Source organism: Pseudomonas sp. IT-P395 (assembly GCF_949767675.1).
GTDB lineage: Bacteria > Pseudomonadota > Gammaproteobacteria > Pseudomonadales > Pseudomonadaceae > Aquipseudomonas.
In genome coordinates this window covers 57,709-73,965 of record NZ_CATKPW010000002.1, presented here as the reverse complement: position 1 = coordinate 73,965, position 16,257 = coordinate 57,709, and the positions used below count along the sequence as shown (strand labels likewise).

General features: G+C 58.6%; 13 protein-coding genes and 1 pseudogene. 9 read left to right on the top strand and 5 right to left on the bottom strand.

Annotated features, from left to right (window positions below; all coding sequences use genetic code 11):
* From tssH to ACM6IN_RS01485, 5 genes are all read left to right on the top strand, one after another.
* Positions 1–2,541, top strand: coding sequence for a type VI secretion system ATPase TssH (tssH, locus tag ACM6IN_RS01505; protein WP_414915267.1), 2,541 nt, complete (start codon positions 1–3; stop codon positions 2,539–2,541).
* Between the two features lie 111 nt (positions 2,542–2,652).
* Positions 2,653–3,336, top strand: coding sequence for a hypothetical protein (locus ACM6IN_RS01500; protein WP_414915266.1), 684 nt, complete (start codon positions 2,653–2,655; stop codon positions 3,334–3,336).
* Between the two features lie 72 nt (positions 3,337–3,408).
* Positions 3,409–4,479, top strand: a complete 1,071-nt coding sequence (locus ACM6IN_RS01495; RefSeq protein WP_007911069.1) for an OTU domain-containing protein — start codon at positions 3,409–3,411, stop codon at positions 4,477–4,479.
* A gap of 64 nt (positions 4,480–4,543) precedes the next feature.
* Positions 4,544–6,553 (top strand): type VI secretion system tip protein TssI/VgrG, encoded by a 2,010-nt coding sequence (tssI, locus tag ACM6IN_RS01490; protein WP_414915265.1) that lies wholly within the window; start codon positions 4,544–4,546, stop codon positions 6,551–6,553.
* 12 nt (positions 6,554–6,565) lie between these two features.
* Positions 6,566–7,108 carry a toxin-antitoxin system YwqK family antitoxin gene (locus ACM6IN_RS01485; protein WP_007911071.1) on the top strand — a complete coding sequence of 181 codons (543 nt, stop codon included), beginning with the start codon at positions 6,566–6,568 and terminating at the stop codon, positions 7,106–7,108.
* A gap of 217 nt (positions 7,109–7,325) precedes the next feature.
* Here ACM6IN_RS01485 and ACM6IN_RS01480 read toward each other — a convergent pair whose 3' ends face one another.
* Positions 7,326–7,721: a DUF4280 domain-containing protein gene (locus ACM6IN_RS01480; RefSeq protein WP_007911072.1), complete on the bottom strand. Its 396-nt coding sequence runs from the start codon at positions 7,719–7,721 to the stop codon at positions 7,326–7,328.
* A 190-nt stretch (positions 7,722–7,911) separates the two neighbouring features.
* Between ACM6IN_RS01480 and ACM6IN_RS01475 the strand changes: the two genes are divergently transcribed.
* Together ACM6IN_RS01475 and ACM6IN_RS01470 are read left to right on the top strand one after the other, a co-directional pair.
* Positions 7,912–8,979 (top strand): phosphotransferase family protein, encoded by a 1,068-nt coding sequence (locus tag ACM6IN_RS01475; RefSeq protein ID WP_007911073.1) that lies wholly within the window; start codon positions 7,912–7,914, stop codon positions 8,977–8,979.
* A gap of 22 nt (positions 8,980–9,001) precedes the next feature.
* Positions 9,002–9,769, top strand: a complete 768-nt coding sequence (locus tag ACM6IN_RS01470) for an SDR family oxidoreductase (protein ID WP_007911074.1) — start codon at positions 9,002–9,004, stop codon at positions 9,767–9,769.
* Between the two features lie 123 nt (positions 9,770–9,892).
* Here the strand turns inward: ACM6IN_RS01470 and ACM6IN_RS01465 are convergent, their stop codons facing one another.
* The 3 genes from ACM6IN_RS01465 to ACM6IN_RS01455 form a co-directional block, all read right to left on the bottom strand.
* On the bottom strand, positions 9,893–10,057 hold the full coding sequence (locus ACM6IN_RS01465) for a hypothetical protein (protein WP_414894169.1): 165 nt from the start codon (positions 10,055–10,057) through the stop codon (positions 9,893–9,895).
* A gap of 1,004 nt (positions 10,058–11,061) precedes the next feature.
* On the bottom strand, positions 11,062–11,319 hold the full coding sequence (locus tag ACM6IN_RS01460) for a DUF1652 domain-containing protein (RefSeq protein WP_007919628.1): 258 nt from the start codon (positions 11,317–11,319) through the stop codon (positions 11,062–11,064).
* 135 nt (positions 11,320–11,454) lie between these two features.
* Positions 11,455–12,951 carry a helix-turn-helix transcriptional regulator gene (locus ACM6IN_RS01455; RefSeq protein ID WP_095111564.1) on the bottom strand — a complete coding sequence of 499 codons (1,497 nt, stop codon included), beginning with the start codon at positions 12,949–12,951 and terminating at the stop codon, positions 11,455–11,457.
* Positions 12,952–13,242: 291 nt separating this feature from the next.
* On the opposite strand from ACM6IN_RS01455, the gene ACM6IN_RS01450 reads away from it, so the two are divergent.
* On the top strand, positions 13,243–13,434 hold the full coding sequence (locus ACM6IN_RS01450) for a hypothetical protein (RefSeq protein ID WP_007919624.1): 192 nt from the start codon (positions 13,243–13,245) through the stop codon (positions 13,432–13,434).
* Between the two features lie 184 nt (positions 13,435–13,618).
* On the opposite strand, the pseudogene ACM6IN_RS01445 reads toward ACM6IN_RS01450, so the two are convergent.
* A pseudogene (locus tag ACM6IN_RS01445) lies at positions 13,619–13,880 on the bottom strand (helix-turn-helix domain-containing protein); the annotation flags it as partial.
* 130 nt (positions 13,881–14,010) lie between these two features.
* On the opposite strand from ACM6IN_RS01445, the gene tssI (ACM6IN_RS01440) reads away from it, so the two are divergent.
* Positions 14,011–16,254 carry a type VI secretion system tip protein TssI/VgrG gene (tssI, locus tag ACM6IN_RS01440; RefSeq protein WP_414915264.1) on the top strand — a complete coding sequence of 748 codons (2,244 nt, stop codon included), beginning with the start codon at positions 14,011–14,013 and terminating at the stop codon, positions 16,252–16,254.
* Positions 16,255–16,257 lie beyond the last annotated feature (3 nt).

Genomic DNA, 16,257 nt, shown 5'->3' with positions numbered 1-16,257 from the left:
ATGGAACTGGCCAGCCTGATCGGACGCCTCAACCCGGACAACCGTCGCGCCCTCGAACGCGCCGCGCAGCGCTGCTTGCAGCGCGGGCATCACTTTGTCGAGATCGAACACCTGTTGCTGGAACTGCTCGATATCGAGGGTGGCGACTTGGCTTTTCTGCTACCGCGTTTCGGCCTCGAACGTGATGCGCTGACGGCCGAGATCAACAAGGCGCTGGACCTGTTCAAGGCAGGCAGTACGCGCACACCGGCACTGTCGTCGCACACCCTCGGCTTGCTCGAAGATGCGGTGGTGCAGGCCAGTGTGTTGGGACTCGACAGCATTCGTTCCGGCTTGCTGTTGTTGGCGTTGGTTGATCGCGATGAGCGCCGCAGTCTGCTGCTCAACAGTGCCTCGTCGTTGCTGCGAATTCCCAAAGAAGCGCTGCGCGCGAATCTGCTGGAGTGGACGGAAAACTCTCGTGAACATGTCGGTCCGCGCACAGGTTCACCCGCCCATTCAGCACCGCGCCAAGACTCGCTACTCGATCAATACACTCAGGATCTGACGGCCGACGCCCATGCCGGGCGCATTGATCCGATCGTTGGCCGCGACGGCGAGATTCGCCAGTGCATCGATATCCTGCTGCGGCGCCGACAAAACAATCCGATTCTGGTGGGTGCACCGGGCGTGGGTAAAACCGCCGTGGTCGAAGGCCTGGCCCTGCGCATCGCCGCCGGTGATGTACCGCCATCGTTGCAAGAGGTCAGTCTGCGCGTGCTTGACCTCGGTCTGCTGCAGGCCGGTGCCGGGGTCAAAGGTGAATTCGAACAGCGTTTGAAAGGCGTGATCGACGCGGTGCGCAATGCTGACAAGCCAATCATTCTGTTTATCGACGAAGCCCACACCCTGATCGGTGCTGGCGGCGCCGAGGGCGGCAGCGATGCGGCCAACCTGCTGAAACCGGCGCTGGCGCGGGGCGAGCTGCGTACCCTCGCCGCCACGACATGGATGGAATACAAAAAATACTTCGAGAAAGACCCGGCCCTCGCCCGTCGCTTTCAACTGGTGCAGGTCGAAGAGCCGGATGAAATCACAGCAGTGGAAATGCTCCGAGGCGTGGCCGCCAAACTCGAACAGCATCATGGCGTGCAGGTACTCGACGCGGCGATTCATGAAGCGGTGAAACTTTCGCATCGTTACATTTCCGGCCGCCAGTTACCGGACAAAGCCATCAGTGTGCTCGACACGGCATGCGCCCGGGTCGCGCTCGGCCAGCACGACGTGCCGCCGCCGCTGGAGAGCCTGCGTCATCGGCAAAACAGCCTCAAGGATGAAGTCGAGCGCCTGCGTCGCGAACAGGCCACAGGGCTGGATCACCGTGAGCGCATCACCCTGCTGGAAACTGAATCCAGCGTAAATGTGCAGGCCATCCGCGAACTGGAAACCCGCTGGGGCGAAGAGCGCGTAGCTGTCCGCGAACTGCTCGACACGCGTCGTGAGTTGCTGGCCTTGAGCGAGCGCGCCGACAGCGACAAACCCGATGAAGCCACCGACAGTCGCATTGATCATCTCGCGGCTGAATTACTGCGCCTTGAGGCCGGACTGGACGCCATCCGCCAGGACGATCCGCTGGTGCCCGAACAGGTCGACACTAAAACCGTCGCTGCGGTAATCGCCGGCTGGACCGGCATCCCCGTCGGCAAAATGCTCGCCGACGAAGCCCACGCCGTGCGCACCCTCGGCACGCGCATGGGGCAACGCGTGATGGGCCAAAGCACCGCGCTCAATACCATCGCCCAACGTTTGCAGGCCTACCGCGCCGGACTCACCGACCCACAAAAACCGGTGGGTGTGTTCCTCCTCGTCGGCCCTACCGGTGTCGGCAAAACCGAAACCGCTTATGCATTGGCCGATGCGTTGTATGGCGGCGAACGCAACCTGATCAGCATCAATCTTTCGGAATATCAGGAAGCTCACACCGTCAGCCAACTCAAAGGCGCACCACCGGGTTATGTCGGTTATGGCAGCGGCGGCGTGCTGACCGAGGCGGTGCGGCGCAAACCGTATTCGGTGGTGTTGCTGGATGAGATCGAAAAGGCGCACCCGGATGTGCTGGAGGCGTTTTACAACGTGTTCGATAAAGGCTTGATGGAGGACGGCACCGGGTTGGTGGTCGATTTCAAGAACACCGTGATGCTCGCCACCAGCAACGTCGGCGCCGAACTGTTGCTCGACACACCGGTTGCGCAACTCGGCTCCGAAGCCTTCAACGAAGCCCTGCACAAGGTCCTCCTGCAAGCCTTCCGCCCGGCATTTCTGGCGCGCATGACCGTGGTTGCGTATCGGCCGCTGGATGAGGCGACGCTGGAGGGGATTGTGCTGGCCAAGCTTGAGAAGTTGCGTGGCCGCTACAAGGCAGCGACCGGCAAACAGTTCGAGTTTGATTCGGGAATTGTCAAAGCGGTGCTCGCCAAGTGCAGCGCGGCCGGTGCGCGGGATGTCGAGAATGTGTTGATGACGCAAGTGACGGGGAAGTTGGCGGAGTGGGTGTTGGAATAGCTTGACGTGATAGGGAGACACCAATCTCAGTAGTTGCGTGCTAACAGCGGTTCATTCTCAGCGATGCTCCCGTCCAGACGGGCCTTTCAACCATCCAGCGGCAGATAAAAAATGTCCAAATACCTATCGCAAGTCCTCCTGTCTTTCCTTTCAGGACACGGTGACGACACCATCAATAACGGGACGAACTCCATAATCGCCAAAGGAAATACAACCGGGGTCACATCGCACTCGTTCATTGCCAATACAACATCCCCTCAAACCGTCGCACAGACAACGTCCGGAACGATGGGGCCATGGCGTCTCTACGTGCGTGGACATGGCAGTCATTCCAAGCAAACGCTGGGATCATTCTCCGTTGATCAGGTTGCCTGGTATCTCAGTGAGTGTGGGCTCGGCACCAACTTGCCAGACGTCATTTCGGTGACTTCGTGCAAATTGGCACTCGGCACAGATCAATCCACCACCGAAAAAGTTTTTCAGCCCTCTTATGACAGCTTCGTCGGCAGGCTACATAAGCTGCTTGGAAACAAGTACAACCTGTACACCACCATGCACGGCAGAACAATGAACAATAGTGTCGTTAAAAATGCAGGCGCCCATACAGGTCGAAAAACAACCCGCACGCCAGGGGGCAAACATCTTCATCAACAGTCATTCGCAAAAGTTACTTACTACTGGGATAGCAGCAAAAACCAGCAGGTGAAATTTTCCTATAACGAAATGGAGATTGACGCCGAAGTCAGCGAAGCAATGGATATTGACTGGACTCCCGACATGATGGACATCGGGTAAGCGCTGACAACGTCTACCCATAAATAAATAAACAAACAGCCCCTCCCATCCCCAACCGAGAAGCGGTGCATCATGTGCAACTTCAAAAAGATAATTACGATCGAAAGCATTATTGATGAGTTTCGGCTAACCATAGACCCCCATCAAAGCAAACCGCTGGAGTACACCATTTACTCTGCACCTGCTCGTTTCGATGATTCAACTCCGCTGAATTTCGCTGAGAACCAAACCTGTTTCTATCGGGCGATGACCGCCGAAGAGTTCGAGGCGTTCCGGTTCGGCACCGTGTTATCCGCCGCTGGCCATCAGGGATTCGCATCATTCCGCAACTACAGCAAAGCCTACCTCAACAAAATGTTCGGGCGTAGTAACTATGCGGTACTCGTCGAAGTTTATGCTCCCCAATGGATCAATGAGCTTCACACTCACGGGTGGTCAACCGGAAAGGCGGAAAGCGGCGACATGTCTTGGGGTATTGGCCAGACTCAATCCAATGGTTGGACCAACAAGGGAACAATCAAGGCTTCCAACAAAAACCTCGCACGCTCCCCTCTAAGCATATTTCAGACCACTCGTCGTACATTCAAAGTCGTCAATCTCATCATCAAAGCCAAAACCAAGAAAAATGAAGCCCTTAACGCGCCTTCCGACGCACCATGGTTCGGGATATTCAGCACGATAGACACTGACCTGATTTCACCCAAGGACATCGAGTTACTCAAGAAAAGCAACGGTTTTTCATCAGATCTTCCGCGACTACCAATCAGTGAATCTCGTGATGAAAATGGAATACCCACAGATGGCAACTGTTTGTTCCATACGCTCTCAAGATGTCTTCAGCAAAGGGGTATGCATGGAATATCACACGAGGATCTCAGAAACTACGTTTGCTTGTACATGGATAACAACCCGGCCTTCTGTGAAACCTGGGGCATCACGGTGGCGTACATTACAAACATGCGACTATCCGGAACTTGGGGTGGAGGTATAGAAATAGCGATCATTGCGCAAATATATAATGTAAAGATCAACGTCATGATCCCCAATCAGGGATTTACTTCAATGATTGCGTTCAATGCAACGACTGAAACAGCGCCCATTCAAATTGAATACAGAAACGGCAATCACTACACCACGCCGTGAGTGCTGCCAGCGGAAAAAATCGTCACCGTCCTCCATGAACTGAAAGCTCACCAAAGGCCAATTCATGCCTCGCGCCACCGACAGCAGCACTACGATTTCACTCACCGCCACTTCGCTGTCGGCGCTGTTCCCTGAGTCGTTTTCAGGTGACGAAGCCCTGAACATATTGGGTTCACAAACCCTCAACGGTCTCAACGACGGCACTTCTCTTACGCTGACCAGCGCTATCGCTACCCACGTCACCACCACTCTGCACAACGATGCGCAGATGCGCGAGTTCGACGCACTGGTAGCCGAGATCCGCCAACTGCCCGCCGATGCCACAGCCGAGCGCTATAAGATCCTGCTCAGACCGTGGCTGTGGTGGCTGACCCTCGCGAGCAACAACCGCGTGTTTCAGAACCTCGCCACGTCGGACATCGTCACGACGATTTTCAAGGCCCATGGCTTCACCGATTTCAAACTCTCGCTGACCGGCAGCTACACGCCCCGTGAATACTGCGTGCAGTACGGCGAAAGCGATTTCGCTTTTGTTTCGCGGCTACTGGAAGAGGAAGGCATCTTCTGGTTCTTCACCCATGACGAAGGCAAGCACACGCTGGTGCTCGGCGACAGCAACGATGCCTTCGTGCAAATCCCCAACGGGCCGAAGGTCAAGTATTTTGGGCAAGGTCTGGGTGAGCGTGAGTTGCACGGCATTCGCTCCGGGCAGGTGTGCCTGCAAGCTGTGTCCGGGGTGTACCGGGCAACGGATTACGAATTCACCACGCCAACCACTTCGCTCTACGGCCAGGCCGAAGCCGTGGCCGGGCCGCTTTCGATCTACGAGCACCCGGGCGGCTACAACGCCAAGGCGCGCGGTGATGCGCTGACCAAGCAACGGGTTGACGGCTTGCGCAGCGAGGAGAAACGTTTTGTCGGCGAAAGCGACTGCCGTTGGCTGATTCCGGGGCACTGGTTCACCCTCGAAGGGCACGACGATGCCAGTCTGAACATCGATTGGGTCGTCACGCGGGTCACCCATGACGCCAGCCACGACAGTTATCGCAACCGCTTCGAAGCCATCCCCAAAGCCACGCCGTTTCGTCCGCAACGTGTGACGCCAAAGCCGCGCATGCATCCGCAGACTGCAATCGTCGTCGGTAAATCCGGTGAGGAAATCTGGACCGACGAATACGGCCGGATCAAGTTGCAGTTCCCCTGGGATCGCGATGGCAAGAACGATGAAACCAGCTCCTGCTGGGTGCGCGTGGTGTTGCCGTGGAGTGGCAAGGGTTTCGGCATGCAGTTCATTCCGCGCATCGGCCAGGAAGTCATCGTCACGTTTATCGACGGTGATCCGGACCGGCCACTGGTCACCGGTTGCGTGTACAACGGCGACAACGCCCTGCCCTATGCCTTGCCGGCCAATCAAACACAATCGGGGATCAAAACCCAGTCATCCAAGGGTGGCGGCGGTTTCAACGAGCTGCGCTTCGAAGACAAAAAGGACGCTGAAGAAGTGTTCTTGCAGGCGCAGAAGGATTTCAACATCAACGTCCTCAATGACACCACTGCCACCGTCGGCCACGACGAAACCCTCACCGTGCAGAACGCGCGCACCCGCACAGTGAAGGACGGCGACGAGACGGTGACGCTGGAAAAAGGCAAACGCAGCGTCACGATTCAGACCGGCAGCGACAGCCTCGATGTAAAGGACAGCCGCACGGTGAAGGTCGGCGCTGATCAGAACCACAGCACCGGCGGCAACTACACCGACAAGGTCAGCGGTGATTACAGCCTGACCGTGGATGGCAACCTGACGATTAAAGTCAGCGGCACCCTGACCCTGCAAAGTGGCGGCAGCTTCACGATCAAGAGCGGCGCCGATCTGGCAACCTCGGCCAGCACCTCGATCACGCACAAGGCCGGCACTGCCTTGACCAATCAGGCCGGTACTTCACTGGACAACAAGGCCGGGACGACGTTGACCAACGACGCCGGGATCAGTCTGACCAACAAGGGCGCAGCCTCACAGACCGTGGACGGCGGCGGCATGCTGACCATCAAGGGCGGTCTGGTGCAGGTCAACTGACAAGGAGAAACCATGGCGATCACACCGCTGGATCTGCAGCAGGATGACAAGCAGCTCAAGGGGCGTTTGCAGGACGGTCAACTCGATGGCCCGTTGAACATCAAGGATGACGGGCGCAAACAGGCGGATCTGAATTACAACCAGGGTGAATTGCACGGCACCTCACTGCTGTATCACACCAACGGTAAGGTCTCTGCACAGATGCCGTTTGTACGCGGCAAGTTGCAGGGCGTTGCCAGTTTTTATGCGCCCGAGGGTTTTCTGCAACGTAAAGCGACGTATCGCCGCGGCTTGTTGCATGGCGAGGCGTTCAATTACTTTGCCGACGGACAAGTGGCGGAGGCTGAGTTTTATCGCGATGGTGTGCGTGAGGGGCGCTATCAGCGCTTTCACCCCAATGGCAAACCGGCGGTGGAGGCGCGCTATGTGAATGGCCAGTTGCTGGAGCCGGAACAAGGATTTGCCGAGGACGGGCGGCCTTTGGGTGCGGATGGCAAGCCGATTTCGCGGGTGCGCTGGTGGTATCGGCAGTGGGCGGATCCGCAGCAGACCTGAAAACCCGGAAGAGCCCCTCACCCTAGCCCTCTCCCAGAGGGAGAGGGGACCGACCGAGCTGTCTTGCTTCATACATCGACCTGTAAGACCGAGTCGATTATGGATTCACAGCTAGACTTTCACGTCGGCGGAGCTAATCAATCCCCCCCAATCGGCTCCCTCTCCCCCTGGGAGAGGGCTGGGGTGAGGGGTTTGGATTTCACGCCAAGTAAAAAACTCAGGGAATAAGCATCTGCATCTGCCCTGGCACCACAATCTTGATCACCCCCGCCCAGTTACACATCAACGTTGAGTTGGCATCGATCGCCGGCATCCCGCCCAGCAACAACGTCGGCGCCCCGCCGGGAATCCACGGTGTGGCCGTCGCCGGAATACACGGCATCGGCGTCAACACCCCCAGGGCGGCCGCAGTTGCAGCGGCGACCATCGGATTGGCCATGCTCATGCACACCCCGAACGGCAGGATATTCACCAGCGGGATGTGATCCATGATGTTCGCCGCCGGCATCCCGCCGGTCAGCGTGCGATTCACCGGCAACACGTTGAGCATCGACGGCGCGGCGCCGAAGCTGCATTGCAAAGTGGCCGTGGCACAGACTTGCGGACAGCCCATTTCAAAGCTCCTTTTTGCCCATGGCATACCCGCTAAACCTTAGTCTGCTGCGGCCCGTCGCGCACATTCTCAAAGGTGATTATCCGGCAACACGCTAACCTATAAGACCGACCTGCGCTTGTGACTGCCCGAGCGCACCATTAGATTAGCCAATGATGTCTGGCCTCCAAAATAAGCAGAAGGGATAAGCATGGCGCTTACTGACCAGTCCACCCGTATCCGCTCTGGCGAAGAACTCGATGCCAGCCTGATTGATCCGTACCTTAAGGCGCACATTCCGGGCCTGAGCGGCTTGCCTGCGATCAGCCAGTTCCCCGGCGGTGCCTCGAACCTGACCTACCTGCTGGAATACCCGGAACAGGAATTCGTCCTGCGCCGCCCGCCGTTTGGCCACAAAGCCAAGTCTGCCCACGACATGGGCCGCGAATTCCGTATCCTCAATCAATTGCGCGACGGTTTTCCGTATTGCCCGAAAGCCTACGTGCACTGCACCGACGAATCGGTGATCGGCGCCGAGTTCTATGTGATGGAACGGGTCAACGGCATCATCCTGCGCTCGGAGCTGCCGCCGGAACTGGGCCTCGACTCAGCGAAAACCGAAGCCTTGTGCAAAAGCTTCATCGACCGCTTCGTCGAACTGCACCGCGTCGACTACAACGCCTGTGGCCTCGGTGATCTGGGCAAGCCGGAAGGCTACGTTGCCCGCCAGATCAAAGGCTGGAGCGAACGCTACGAAAAGGCCCTGACGCCCGACGCGCCACACTGGGAAAAGGTCAAAGCCTGGCTCAACGACAAGATGCCGGCTGACCACCCAACCTCAAGCATCGTCCACAACGACTATCGCTTCGACAACGTCATTCTCGACCCGCAAAATCCGATGCAGATCATCGGTGTGCTGGATTGGGAACTGACTACCCTCGGCGACCCGCTGATGGACCTGGGCAACACCCTCGCCTATTGGATTCAGGCGGACGATCCGGCGCCGGTGCAACTGATGCGCCGCCAGCCGAGCCACGCACCGGGCATGCTCACCCGCCGTGAATTCGTCGATTACTACGCCGAACGTTCGGGCATCCAGATCGACAATTTCGACTTCTACTACACCTACGGCCTGTTTCGCCTGGCCGGCATCGTGCAGCAGATCTACTACCGCTTCTACCACGGCCAGACCCAGGACAAACGCTTCGCGCAGTTCATTCACATGAACAAACTGCTGGAGCAGATGAGCTTGCAGGTCATTGCGAAATCGAGCCTCTGACGGCCCACACCCAGGAACCCTTATGTCCAAGACTCAGTTGTTCGACCTCGACGGCAAGATCGCTTTCGTCTCCGGCGCCAGCCGCGGCATCGGTGAAGCCATCGCCAAACTGCTCGCCCAGCAAGGCGCCCACGTGATTGTCTCGAGCCGCAAACTCGACGGCTGCCAACACGTGGCCGATGCGATCATCGCTGCTGGCGGCAAAGCCACCGCTGTGGCCTGCCACATCGGTGAAATGGAGCAGATTGCCCAAGTGTTTGCCGGGATCAAGGAACAGTTCGGCCGCCTCGATATTCTGGTCAACAATGCCGCGACCAACCCGCAGTTCTGCAACGTGCTGGACACTGACTTGGGCGCGTTCCAGAAGACTGTCGATGTGAACATTCGTGGCTACTTCTTCATGTCCGTCGAAGCCGGCAAACTGATGCGCGAAAACGGTGGCGGCAGCATCATCAACGTCGCGTCGATTAACGGCATTTCACCGGGGATCTTCCAGGGCATCTACTCGGTGACCAAGGCGGCGGTGATCAACATGACCAAAGTCTTTGCCAAGGAATGCGCGCAGTTCGGCATCCGCTGCAACGCCCTGCTGCCGGGCCTGACCGACACCAAGTTCGCCTCGGCACTGGTGAAAAACGATGCGATCCTCAAGCAGGCACTCACGCAGATCCCGCTCAAGCGCGTGGCGGATCCGAGTGAAATGGCCGGTGCGGTGTTGTACCTGGCCAGCGATGCGTCGAGCTACACCACCGGCGTTGCGCTGAATGTGGACGGTGGTTTCCTGTCCTGATCCCGGGTAAATGATTAACCCCCTGTAGGAGTGAGCCTGCTCGCGATAGCGGTGTGTCAGATACATAAATGTTGACTGACACACCGCTATCGCGAGCAGGCTCACTCCTGCAAGGGTTGTGCATCAGGCAATGACTTTCGGCAATTGCCAGCCGTAATGCACCGACAGCAAACGCAGAGCCAGACACACCGCCCCCGCCAGCAACGCCGCCGCGACCGGTGAAACGCCCAGCCTGCACGCAACGGCAACCAGCGCCACCCCCGCCGCCGAGGCCGACGATAAACGCAATCACCATCACCCCAAACAAGTCGGGCTGACTGTGCATCGCCGCAATGGCGCCTTCCACGGCCACCACCGCCGTACCGTCCAGGACGGCGACCAGCACAACCCGCTCAACCCGAGACTTGCGCCCCGCCGGCGCTACTGCGTGACACAACGGGTAGTGGTGATGTGTCGAGTAACCTGCCCGTCGGCGTACACGTCACCGGCGACTTCAGTATTTTCGAGCACCTGGCAAGTACGTTCCGGTGGCGGAGGTGGCGCAACCGGTGGAGGGGGTGGAGGACTGGCACAACCCGCCAGCAAAACGGCAAAAAAAGCCAACGGCAACACGCGTTTCCCAAGATTGTTCATAGGACGACCCGCGATGAATGGAAGAGCAACTTCCGCGACCCAACCGACCACGGAAGACCTGACCACTCATTCTTTATAGCCGAGCGCCCTGCAAGCGCCAGTGAATTGGCCCGATTGGGTGGTAATGGCTGTCGATTTTGCGTCGAGGTTTGAGCGAGTTAGCAGAGTGAAACGCACATTGCCAGACAAGGCCCCTTCGCAAGCAGGCTCGCTCCCACAGAAAAGCAGAGGCAGAAGCAGAAGCAGAAGCAAACAGCGCAACCCACACACCGCTTCTGCTCCTAGCCACTCAACAGGATGAGCGTTAGCTCGGCTGCGGCTTTTGATCTTGACCTGGGAGCCCGTCGGCAGGCTGAGTGGAGGGATTGATCCGGGGGTGGGAGCGCAGCGACCGTTCGACGAAGTCGAACACATCGAGAGGAGGTGCAGCGAAGCAAACCGTAGACGATGCCCCCGGATCGATCCCGGAGCGAAGGAACCCCGAGCCCCAGCGAGCGGGCCGAACGTCAGGGCGCAGACCTTTGGTTCCTTTGGGGCGTTTGCCAAAGGGACTCGCCGTAAGGGCGAAACCGCCAGCGGCAACACCCGCAGCAACGGATCTACCCCCACCCCCCAACAGCATGGTCGGCCCAAAGGCCGCCAAGAACCAAAGGGCGGCGCTAAGCCAAATCCGGATCCCGAAACGAACGCAAAGAATTGCTCTCAAGCTCATACCGCAATTCTTCAATCAAAGCATCAACCGACTCAGGCGTCCGCAGCGCATTAAGTTTCAGCCCACTGATCACCAGATCCACCTGCCCCGACACCGGGTGATAAAGCTTCACCGTCAGCGAATGATCGCCGTCCACCAGACACTCACACGCCAGCGGCGAAAAACTGCGTTCAAGCTGCGTGCGCAACTGCGCAAGATTCATCATCAGACTGTTCCTATAACGACTGCGAAGGGCCGCGATCCCGAGCCAAAAAACCTCGTATCGCACCCCACCAGACTAAGAACAGACCTCACCCGCCAACACCTCAATTTGCACCAGGCCAACTAGTGCATTTGCACCCTATCGTTGACCCTTGGCGCTCGATTCGCCGGCAAACAGCCCACGCTCCCGCGCCCAGACAATCGCCTCACTGCGGCTGTGCACATCAAGCTTGGAATACACCGTCGCCACATGATTTCGCACCGTATTCGGAGCGAGTTTCAGCCGCGCCGCGATCTCCTTGTCCGCCAGCCCTTCACAGATCAACCCCAGCACATCACGCTCACGCGCCGTCAGATCAGTGAACGAAACGCTGGGCAGTTGCGGCGAGTTGACCTTCTTCACATTGGCCAGTTTCTCGATCAACGTGCGGCTGAACCAGGAAGCGTCCTTCATCACCTCCTCAATCGCCGCCACCAACTCAAGCTCGGTGCGCTTGCGCTCGGTGATGTCCATCAGCACCAGCAAATAACACGGCGTGTCCTGAATATTCACGGTATCGGCGGATAGCGCACATTCGAGCAGGTCCGCATCCTTCTTGCGCACCCGCACATCGACCCGATCCACCCGACCGTTTTTCGCCAGCGCCGCCAGCAACTGCGTGCGTGCACCACTGTCATCGATGAAATCCAACTGCGTCACGGTTTTACCGAGCACGTCCTCGCTGTCGAAGGCCAAGGCCTCAAGGAACGCCTGATTGACGTCGATCACCTGCTGCTCGTCGGCACTGCAAATCAGGATCGGCACCGGTGTCAGGCGAAACGCCTTGGCAAAACGTTCCTCACTCTGACGCAACGCCACCTCGGCCTTGTGCCGCATCTCCATGTCGACGAAGGAAAACAACATGCAATCCTCATCGTTGAGCGTCAGCGGCTGCCCGGCGACGATCACTTGCTTGCTGCCGCCGTCAGGCAGGCGCAGTTCAGCCTGCATCTGCGGGATGGTCGCAACGTCGCGCAGGCGCTGAATCGCCAGATCCCGGTGTTCGGCCTGCTCGAAAATGTCGATTTCATAAGAGGAAGTGCCAATCACCTGTTCACGGGTGTACCCGGTCATTTCCAGAAACCCCGGATTGACCTTGATGTAACGCAAATCACTGAGCCGACAGATCACCGCCGGCGCCGGGTTGGCGTTGAACGTCCTTTCGAAGCGCTGCTCGGCGTTGGCCCAATCGGTGACGTCGCTCATGATCAGCACCAGCGACTCGGGCTGCCCTTCGCGGTCCGTGAGAATCATGCTGCGCACGCTGTGCACCCAAATACGTTCCGGGTCGTCGGTCGGCGACACTTCAATCAGCACGTCATTGAAACTCTCACAGCGCGCCACCCGGCTGATCGGGTAGTTTTCGGCGGTGATCGAATGATTATTGCGGTAGCGCAGGTTGAACTTCTTGGCGTATTCGTCGGCATTGTGGCCCAGATCGGTGATCCGCTTGACACCGTGCATGGCCAGCGCGGCTTCGTTGGCCCAAAGAATGCTCTGATCCAGCTCCAGCAAAATCACCCCGTCGGACAGCCCGGCGATGATCTGCTGCAACTGGCGGCGGTTGGTTTCGGTGGTCAGGACTTCCTGGCTCATTGGATCTCCACAAGTGATACGCCCATGTGAAGAGTACGACCGCGGCGGCCCGTGATCGTGCCGAGCATAAATGTTCGCAACGGCACAAATCCCTTTGTTGGAGTGAGCCTGCACACGATAGCGGTGTGTCATTTGACTTTTATATTGACTGTCACACCGCTATCGCGAGCAGGCTCACTCCTACTGGGGATGACGGTGCATTCGCGACTTCCTGCTTTGTCGACTAACGTTAATACCTCATCGGATTGAGCCCCTGCCCGCAACACCGGGCTCTTGATCAAGGAGAGACTGATGACGTCGCGTCGCACCATCGAACAGACCTACCGCACCTGGTCCAACCCGATTCTGCTGGAGTTGAAAAAACGTGAGCACCAAATGGCGCCAGTCGAGCGTCAGGCCCTGGAGAATGTCTTGGTGGAAAGAAGGCTGCTGGACATCGGCGGCCCGGAGGGTATTGAACGTCGACGAAACAGCGGTGCCTGACACTGCGCTTTCGCGAGCAGGCTCGCTCCCAGAGGGTTTTGGGTAACTCACAAAGCTTGTGTTCACCCGCAATCACTGTGGGAGCGAGCCTGCTCGCGAAGGGGCCAGCAAAGATGCCTTGATCATTGAGGCCGACGCACCGCTCTCACCCGTCCACTGTCACCGCCACCGCAATAAAAGCGATCCGCGCTGCCAGCGCCACCTCGGCCTCGGCCTCGGCGACCACACAACGCGCCCGTGACAGCGGCTCATTGCTGCCGAACGCCTTTATCGCCCTTTGCAACAACGCCTTGGCGCGGGACAGATCACCGAGCTGAGCCATGGCAATTGCGCGCAGCGCGCAGCGCCAGCGCCGGCGGGTCCTCACGCAGAGCGACGTAGTTCAACGCGCCTAGCGGGTCACCAGCAGACAGCGCGCGGCCGGCGGCGTTGATCAGCGAATCCATGGCTCGTCCGTCCCTCGATGGCTGAATCGTGAGCTGAGTCTGATCGCTGATTATGGCGCGTTTGGGCGCTTGATCGGCTGTTTCAGTTGTTGCAACATCGGCACAGCTTTTCCAATGGATGGAGTCGAGCATGCTGGATGCAAACGCTAGCCACATTACCTTCACTGTCGAAGGCGCCAACGCCGACCTGCAAGTCCTCAGCTTCACCGGTCGCGAAGCCCTCAACCAACCGTTCCGTTTCGACCTCGAACTCGTCAGCGCCCGCCCCGACCTCAAACTCGAAGAGCTGTTGCACAAGCCCGGCGTCCTGACCTTCGGCCCGACCGGCGAAGGCAAGATCCACGGTCTGGTCTACCGCATCGAGCAAGGCGACTCCGGCAAAACCCTGACCAGTTACAGCCTCAGCCTGGTGCCACAACTGGCCTACCTGCGGCACAACCACGATCAGCAGATCTTCCAGCAACTGACCGTGCCGAAGATCATCGCTCAGGTCCTGGAAGATCGCGGCATCCTCGCCGACGCCTACAGTTTCCAGCTCGGCGCCGAATACCCGCAGCGCGAGTACTGCGTGCAGTACGACGAATCCGATCTACATTTCATCCAGCGCCTGTGCGAAGAAGAAGGCATTCACTTCCACTTCCAGCACAGCAGCAGCGGCCACAAACTGGTGTTCGGCGACGACCAGACCGTGTTCCGCAAGCTGAAACCGGTGAGCTACCAGCAAGACTCCGGCATGGCCGCCGACAAACCGGTGATCAAGCGTTTCAACCTGCGTCTGGAAACCCGCACCACCCGCGTCAGCCGCCGCGACTACGACTTCGAAAAACCGCAGATCCTCCCCGAAGGCGCGGTCAAAACCGAGTTCGCCCCGGACCTCGAGGACTACGACTACCCCGGCCGCTTCACTACTCGAGAGCGCGGCAAGTTCCTCTCCACCCGCGCCCTCGAACGCCATCGCAGCGACTACAAACTCGCCGAAGGCAAAGGTGACGAGCCGACCCTCACCAGCGGCCACTTCCTCACGCTGGCCGAACACCCGCGCGCCGAATGGAACGACCTCTGGCTGCTGCTGGAAGTCTTCCACGAAGGCAAACAACCGCAAGTCCTCGGCGAAAACGTCAGCAGCGACGTCACCGACCACAAAAGCGATTTTCACCAGGGCTACCGCAACAGCTTCCTCGCCACCCCATGGGACGCGAACTACCGCCCTGCCCTCGAACACCCGAAACCAAAAGTCCTCGGCAGCCAGACCGCCGTCGTCACCGGCCCGGCAGGCGAAGAAATTCACTGCGACCAATACGGCCGCATCAAAGTGCAATTCCACTGGGACCGCGACGGCCAGGGCGACGACAAAACCACCTGCTGGATGCGCGTCGCCAGCGGCTGGGCCGGCGCGGCGTACGGCGGCATCGCCATCCCGCGCATCGGCATGGAAGTCCTCGTCACCTTCCTCGAAGGCGATCCCGACCAGCCACTGGTCACCGGTTGCCTGTACCACAAGGAAACCGTCGTCCCCTACGACCTGCCGGCCAACAAGACCCGCAGCACCTTCAAAACCCTGAGTTCACCGGGCGGCAAGGGCTACAACGAGTTCCGCATCGAAGACAAGAAAGGCGCCGAGCAGATCTACATCCATGCTCAACGCGATTGGGATGAGAACATTGAGCACGACCAGAAGATCCGCGTCGGCAATGAACGGCACGACACCGTCGAAGCCAACACGCTGAGTGAGTTCAAGGTTGAAGAGCACCGGATTACGCATCTGGATCGCATCAGCGAGATGCGTGCGGATGATCACCTGACGGTGGGTGTGACGCAGCATCTGAAGGTAGGGACTGCGCAGTTTGTTGAGGCCGGGTCAGAAATCCATTACTACGCCGGCCAGAAAGTGGTGGTCGAAGGCGCAATGGAACTCACGGCCAAGGCTGGCGGGAGTTTTGTGAAGGTGGATGCCGGTGGTGTGACCATTAGCGGGGCTGAGGTGAAGATCAATACCGGCGGCTCGCCCGGCGTGGGCACCGGGATCGGGATTCTGGTGCCGTTGATTCCCGGCGCAGTTGACACCGATAAATTCGGCCAATTGCCTGACAGCGCGCCGCGCAGTCACAAGGCGCGCTACCTGTTGCTGGATGAGAAAACCGGTGAACCTCTGGTGGGTACCCCCTATACGTTGAAGCTCGCTGATGGCACCCGAATTGCTGGTTATACCAACGAAGAAGGAAAAACCTTTCAGGCACACAGCAGCAGCCCGGCAGAGGTTGAACTGCTGACACCTGTTCGCAAACCCGAGCCTGAAGAGCCGTTGATCAGGGCAGGGGAAAGCGCACCCAAGGAAATGACCCTGGACTTCAAAAACGCCAACTCGGAGGGCTGAATC

Excerpts from the sequence above, each read along its gene's own strand:
- tssI (WP_414915264.1), top strand. The coding sequence starts at position 14,011 with ATGCTGGATGCAAACGCTAGCCACATTACCTTCACTGTCGAAGGCGCC.
- ACM6IN_RS01455 (WP_095111564.1), bottom strand. The coding sequence starts at position 12,951 with ATGAGCCAGGAAGTCCTGACCACCGAAACCAACCGCCGCCAGTTGCAG.
- tssH (WP_414915267.1), top strand. The coding sequence starts at position 1 with ATGGAACTGGCCAGCCTGATCGGACGCCTCAACCCGGACAACCGTCGC.
- ACM6IN_RS01480 (WP_007911072.1), bottom strand. The coding sequence starts at position 7,721 with ATGGGCTGTCCGCAAGTCTGTGCCACGGCCACTTTGCAATGCAGCTTC.
- ACM6IN_RS01495 (WP_007911069.1), top strand. The coding sequence starts at position 3,409 with ATGTGCAACTTCAAAAAGATAATTACGATCGAAAGCATTATTGATGAG.
- ACM6IN_RS01460 (WP_007919628.1), bottom strand. The coding sequence starts at position 11,319 with ATGATGAATCTTGCGCAGTTGCGCACGCAGCTTGAACGCAGTTTTTCG.
- ACM6IN_RS01500 (WP_414915266.1), top strand. The coding sequence starts at position 2,653 with ATGTCCAAATACCTATCGCAAGTCCTCCTGTCTTTCCTTTCAGGACAC.
- tssI (WP_414915265.1), top strand. The coding sequence starts at position 4,544 with ATGCCTCGCGCCACCGACAGCAGCACTACGATTTCACTCACCGCCACT.
- ACM6IN_RS01470 (WP_007911074.1), top strand. The coding sequence starts at position 9,002 with ATGTCCAAGACTCAGTTGTTCGACCTCGACGGCAAGATCGCTTTCGTC.
- ACM6IN_RS01450 (WP_007919624.1), top strand. The coding sequence starts at position 13,243 with ATGACGTCGCGTCGCACCATCGAACAGACCTACCGCACCTGGTCCAAC.
- ACM6IN_RS01475 (WP_007911073.1), top strand. The coding sequence starts at position 7,912 with ATGGCGCTTACTGACCAGTCCACCCGTATCCGCTCTGGCGAAGAACTC.
- ACM6IN_RS01485 (WP_007911071.1), top strand. The coding sequence starts at position 6,566 with ATGGCGATCACACCGCTGGATCTGCAGCAGGATGACAAGCAGCTCAAG.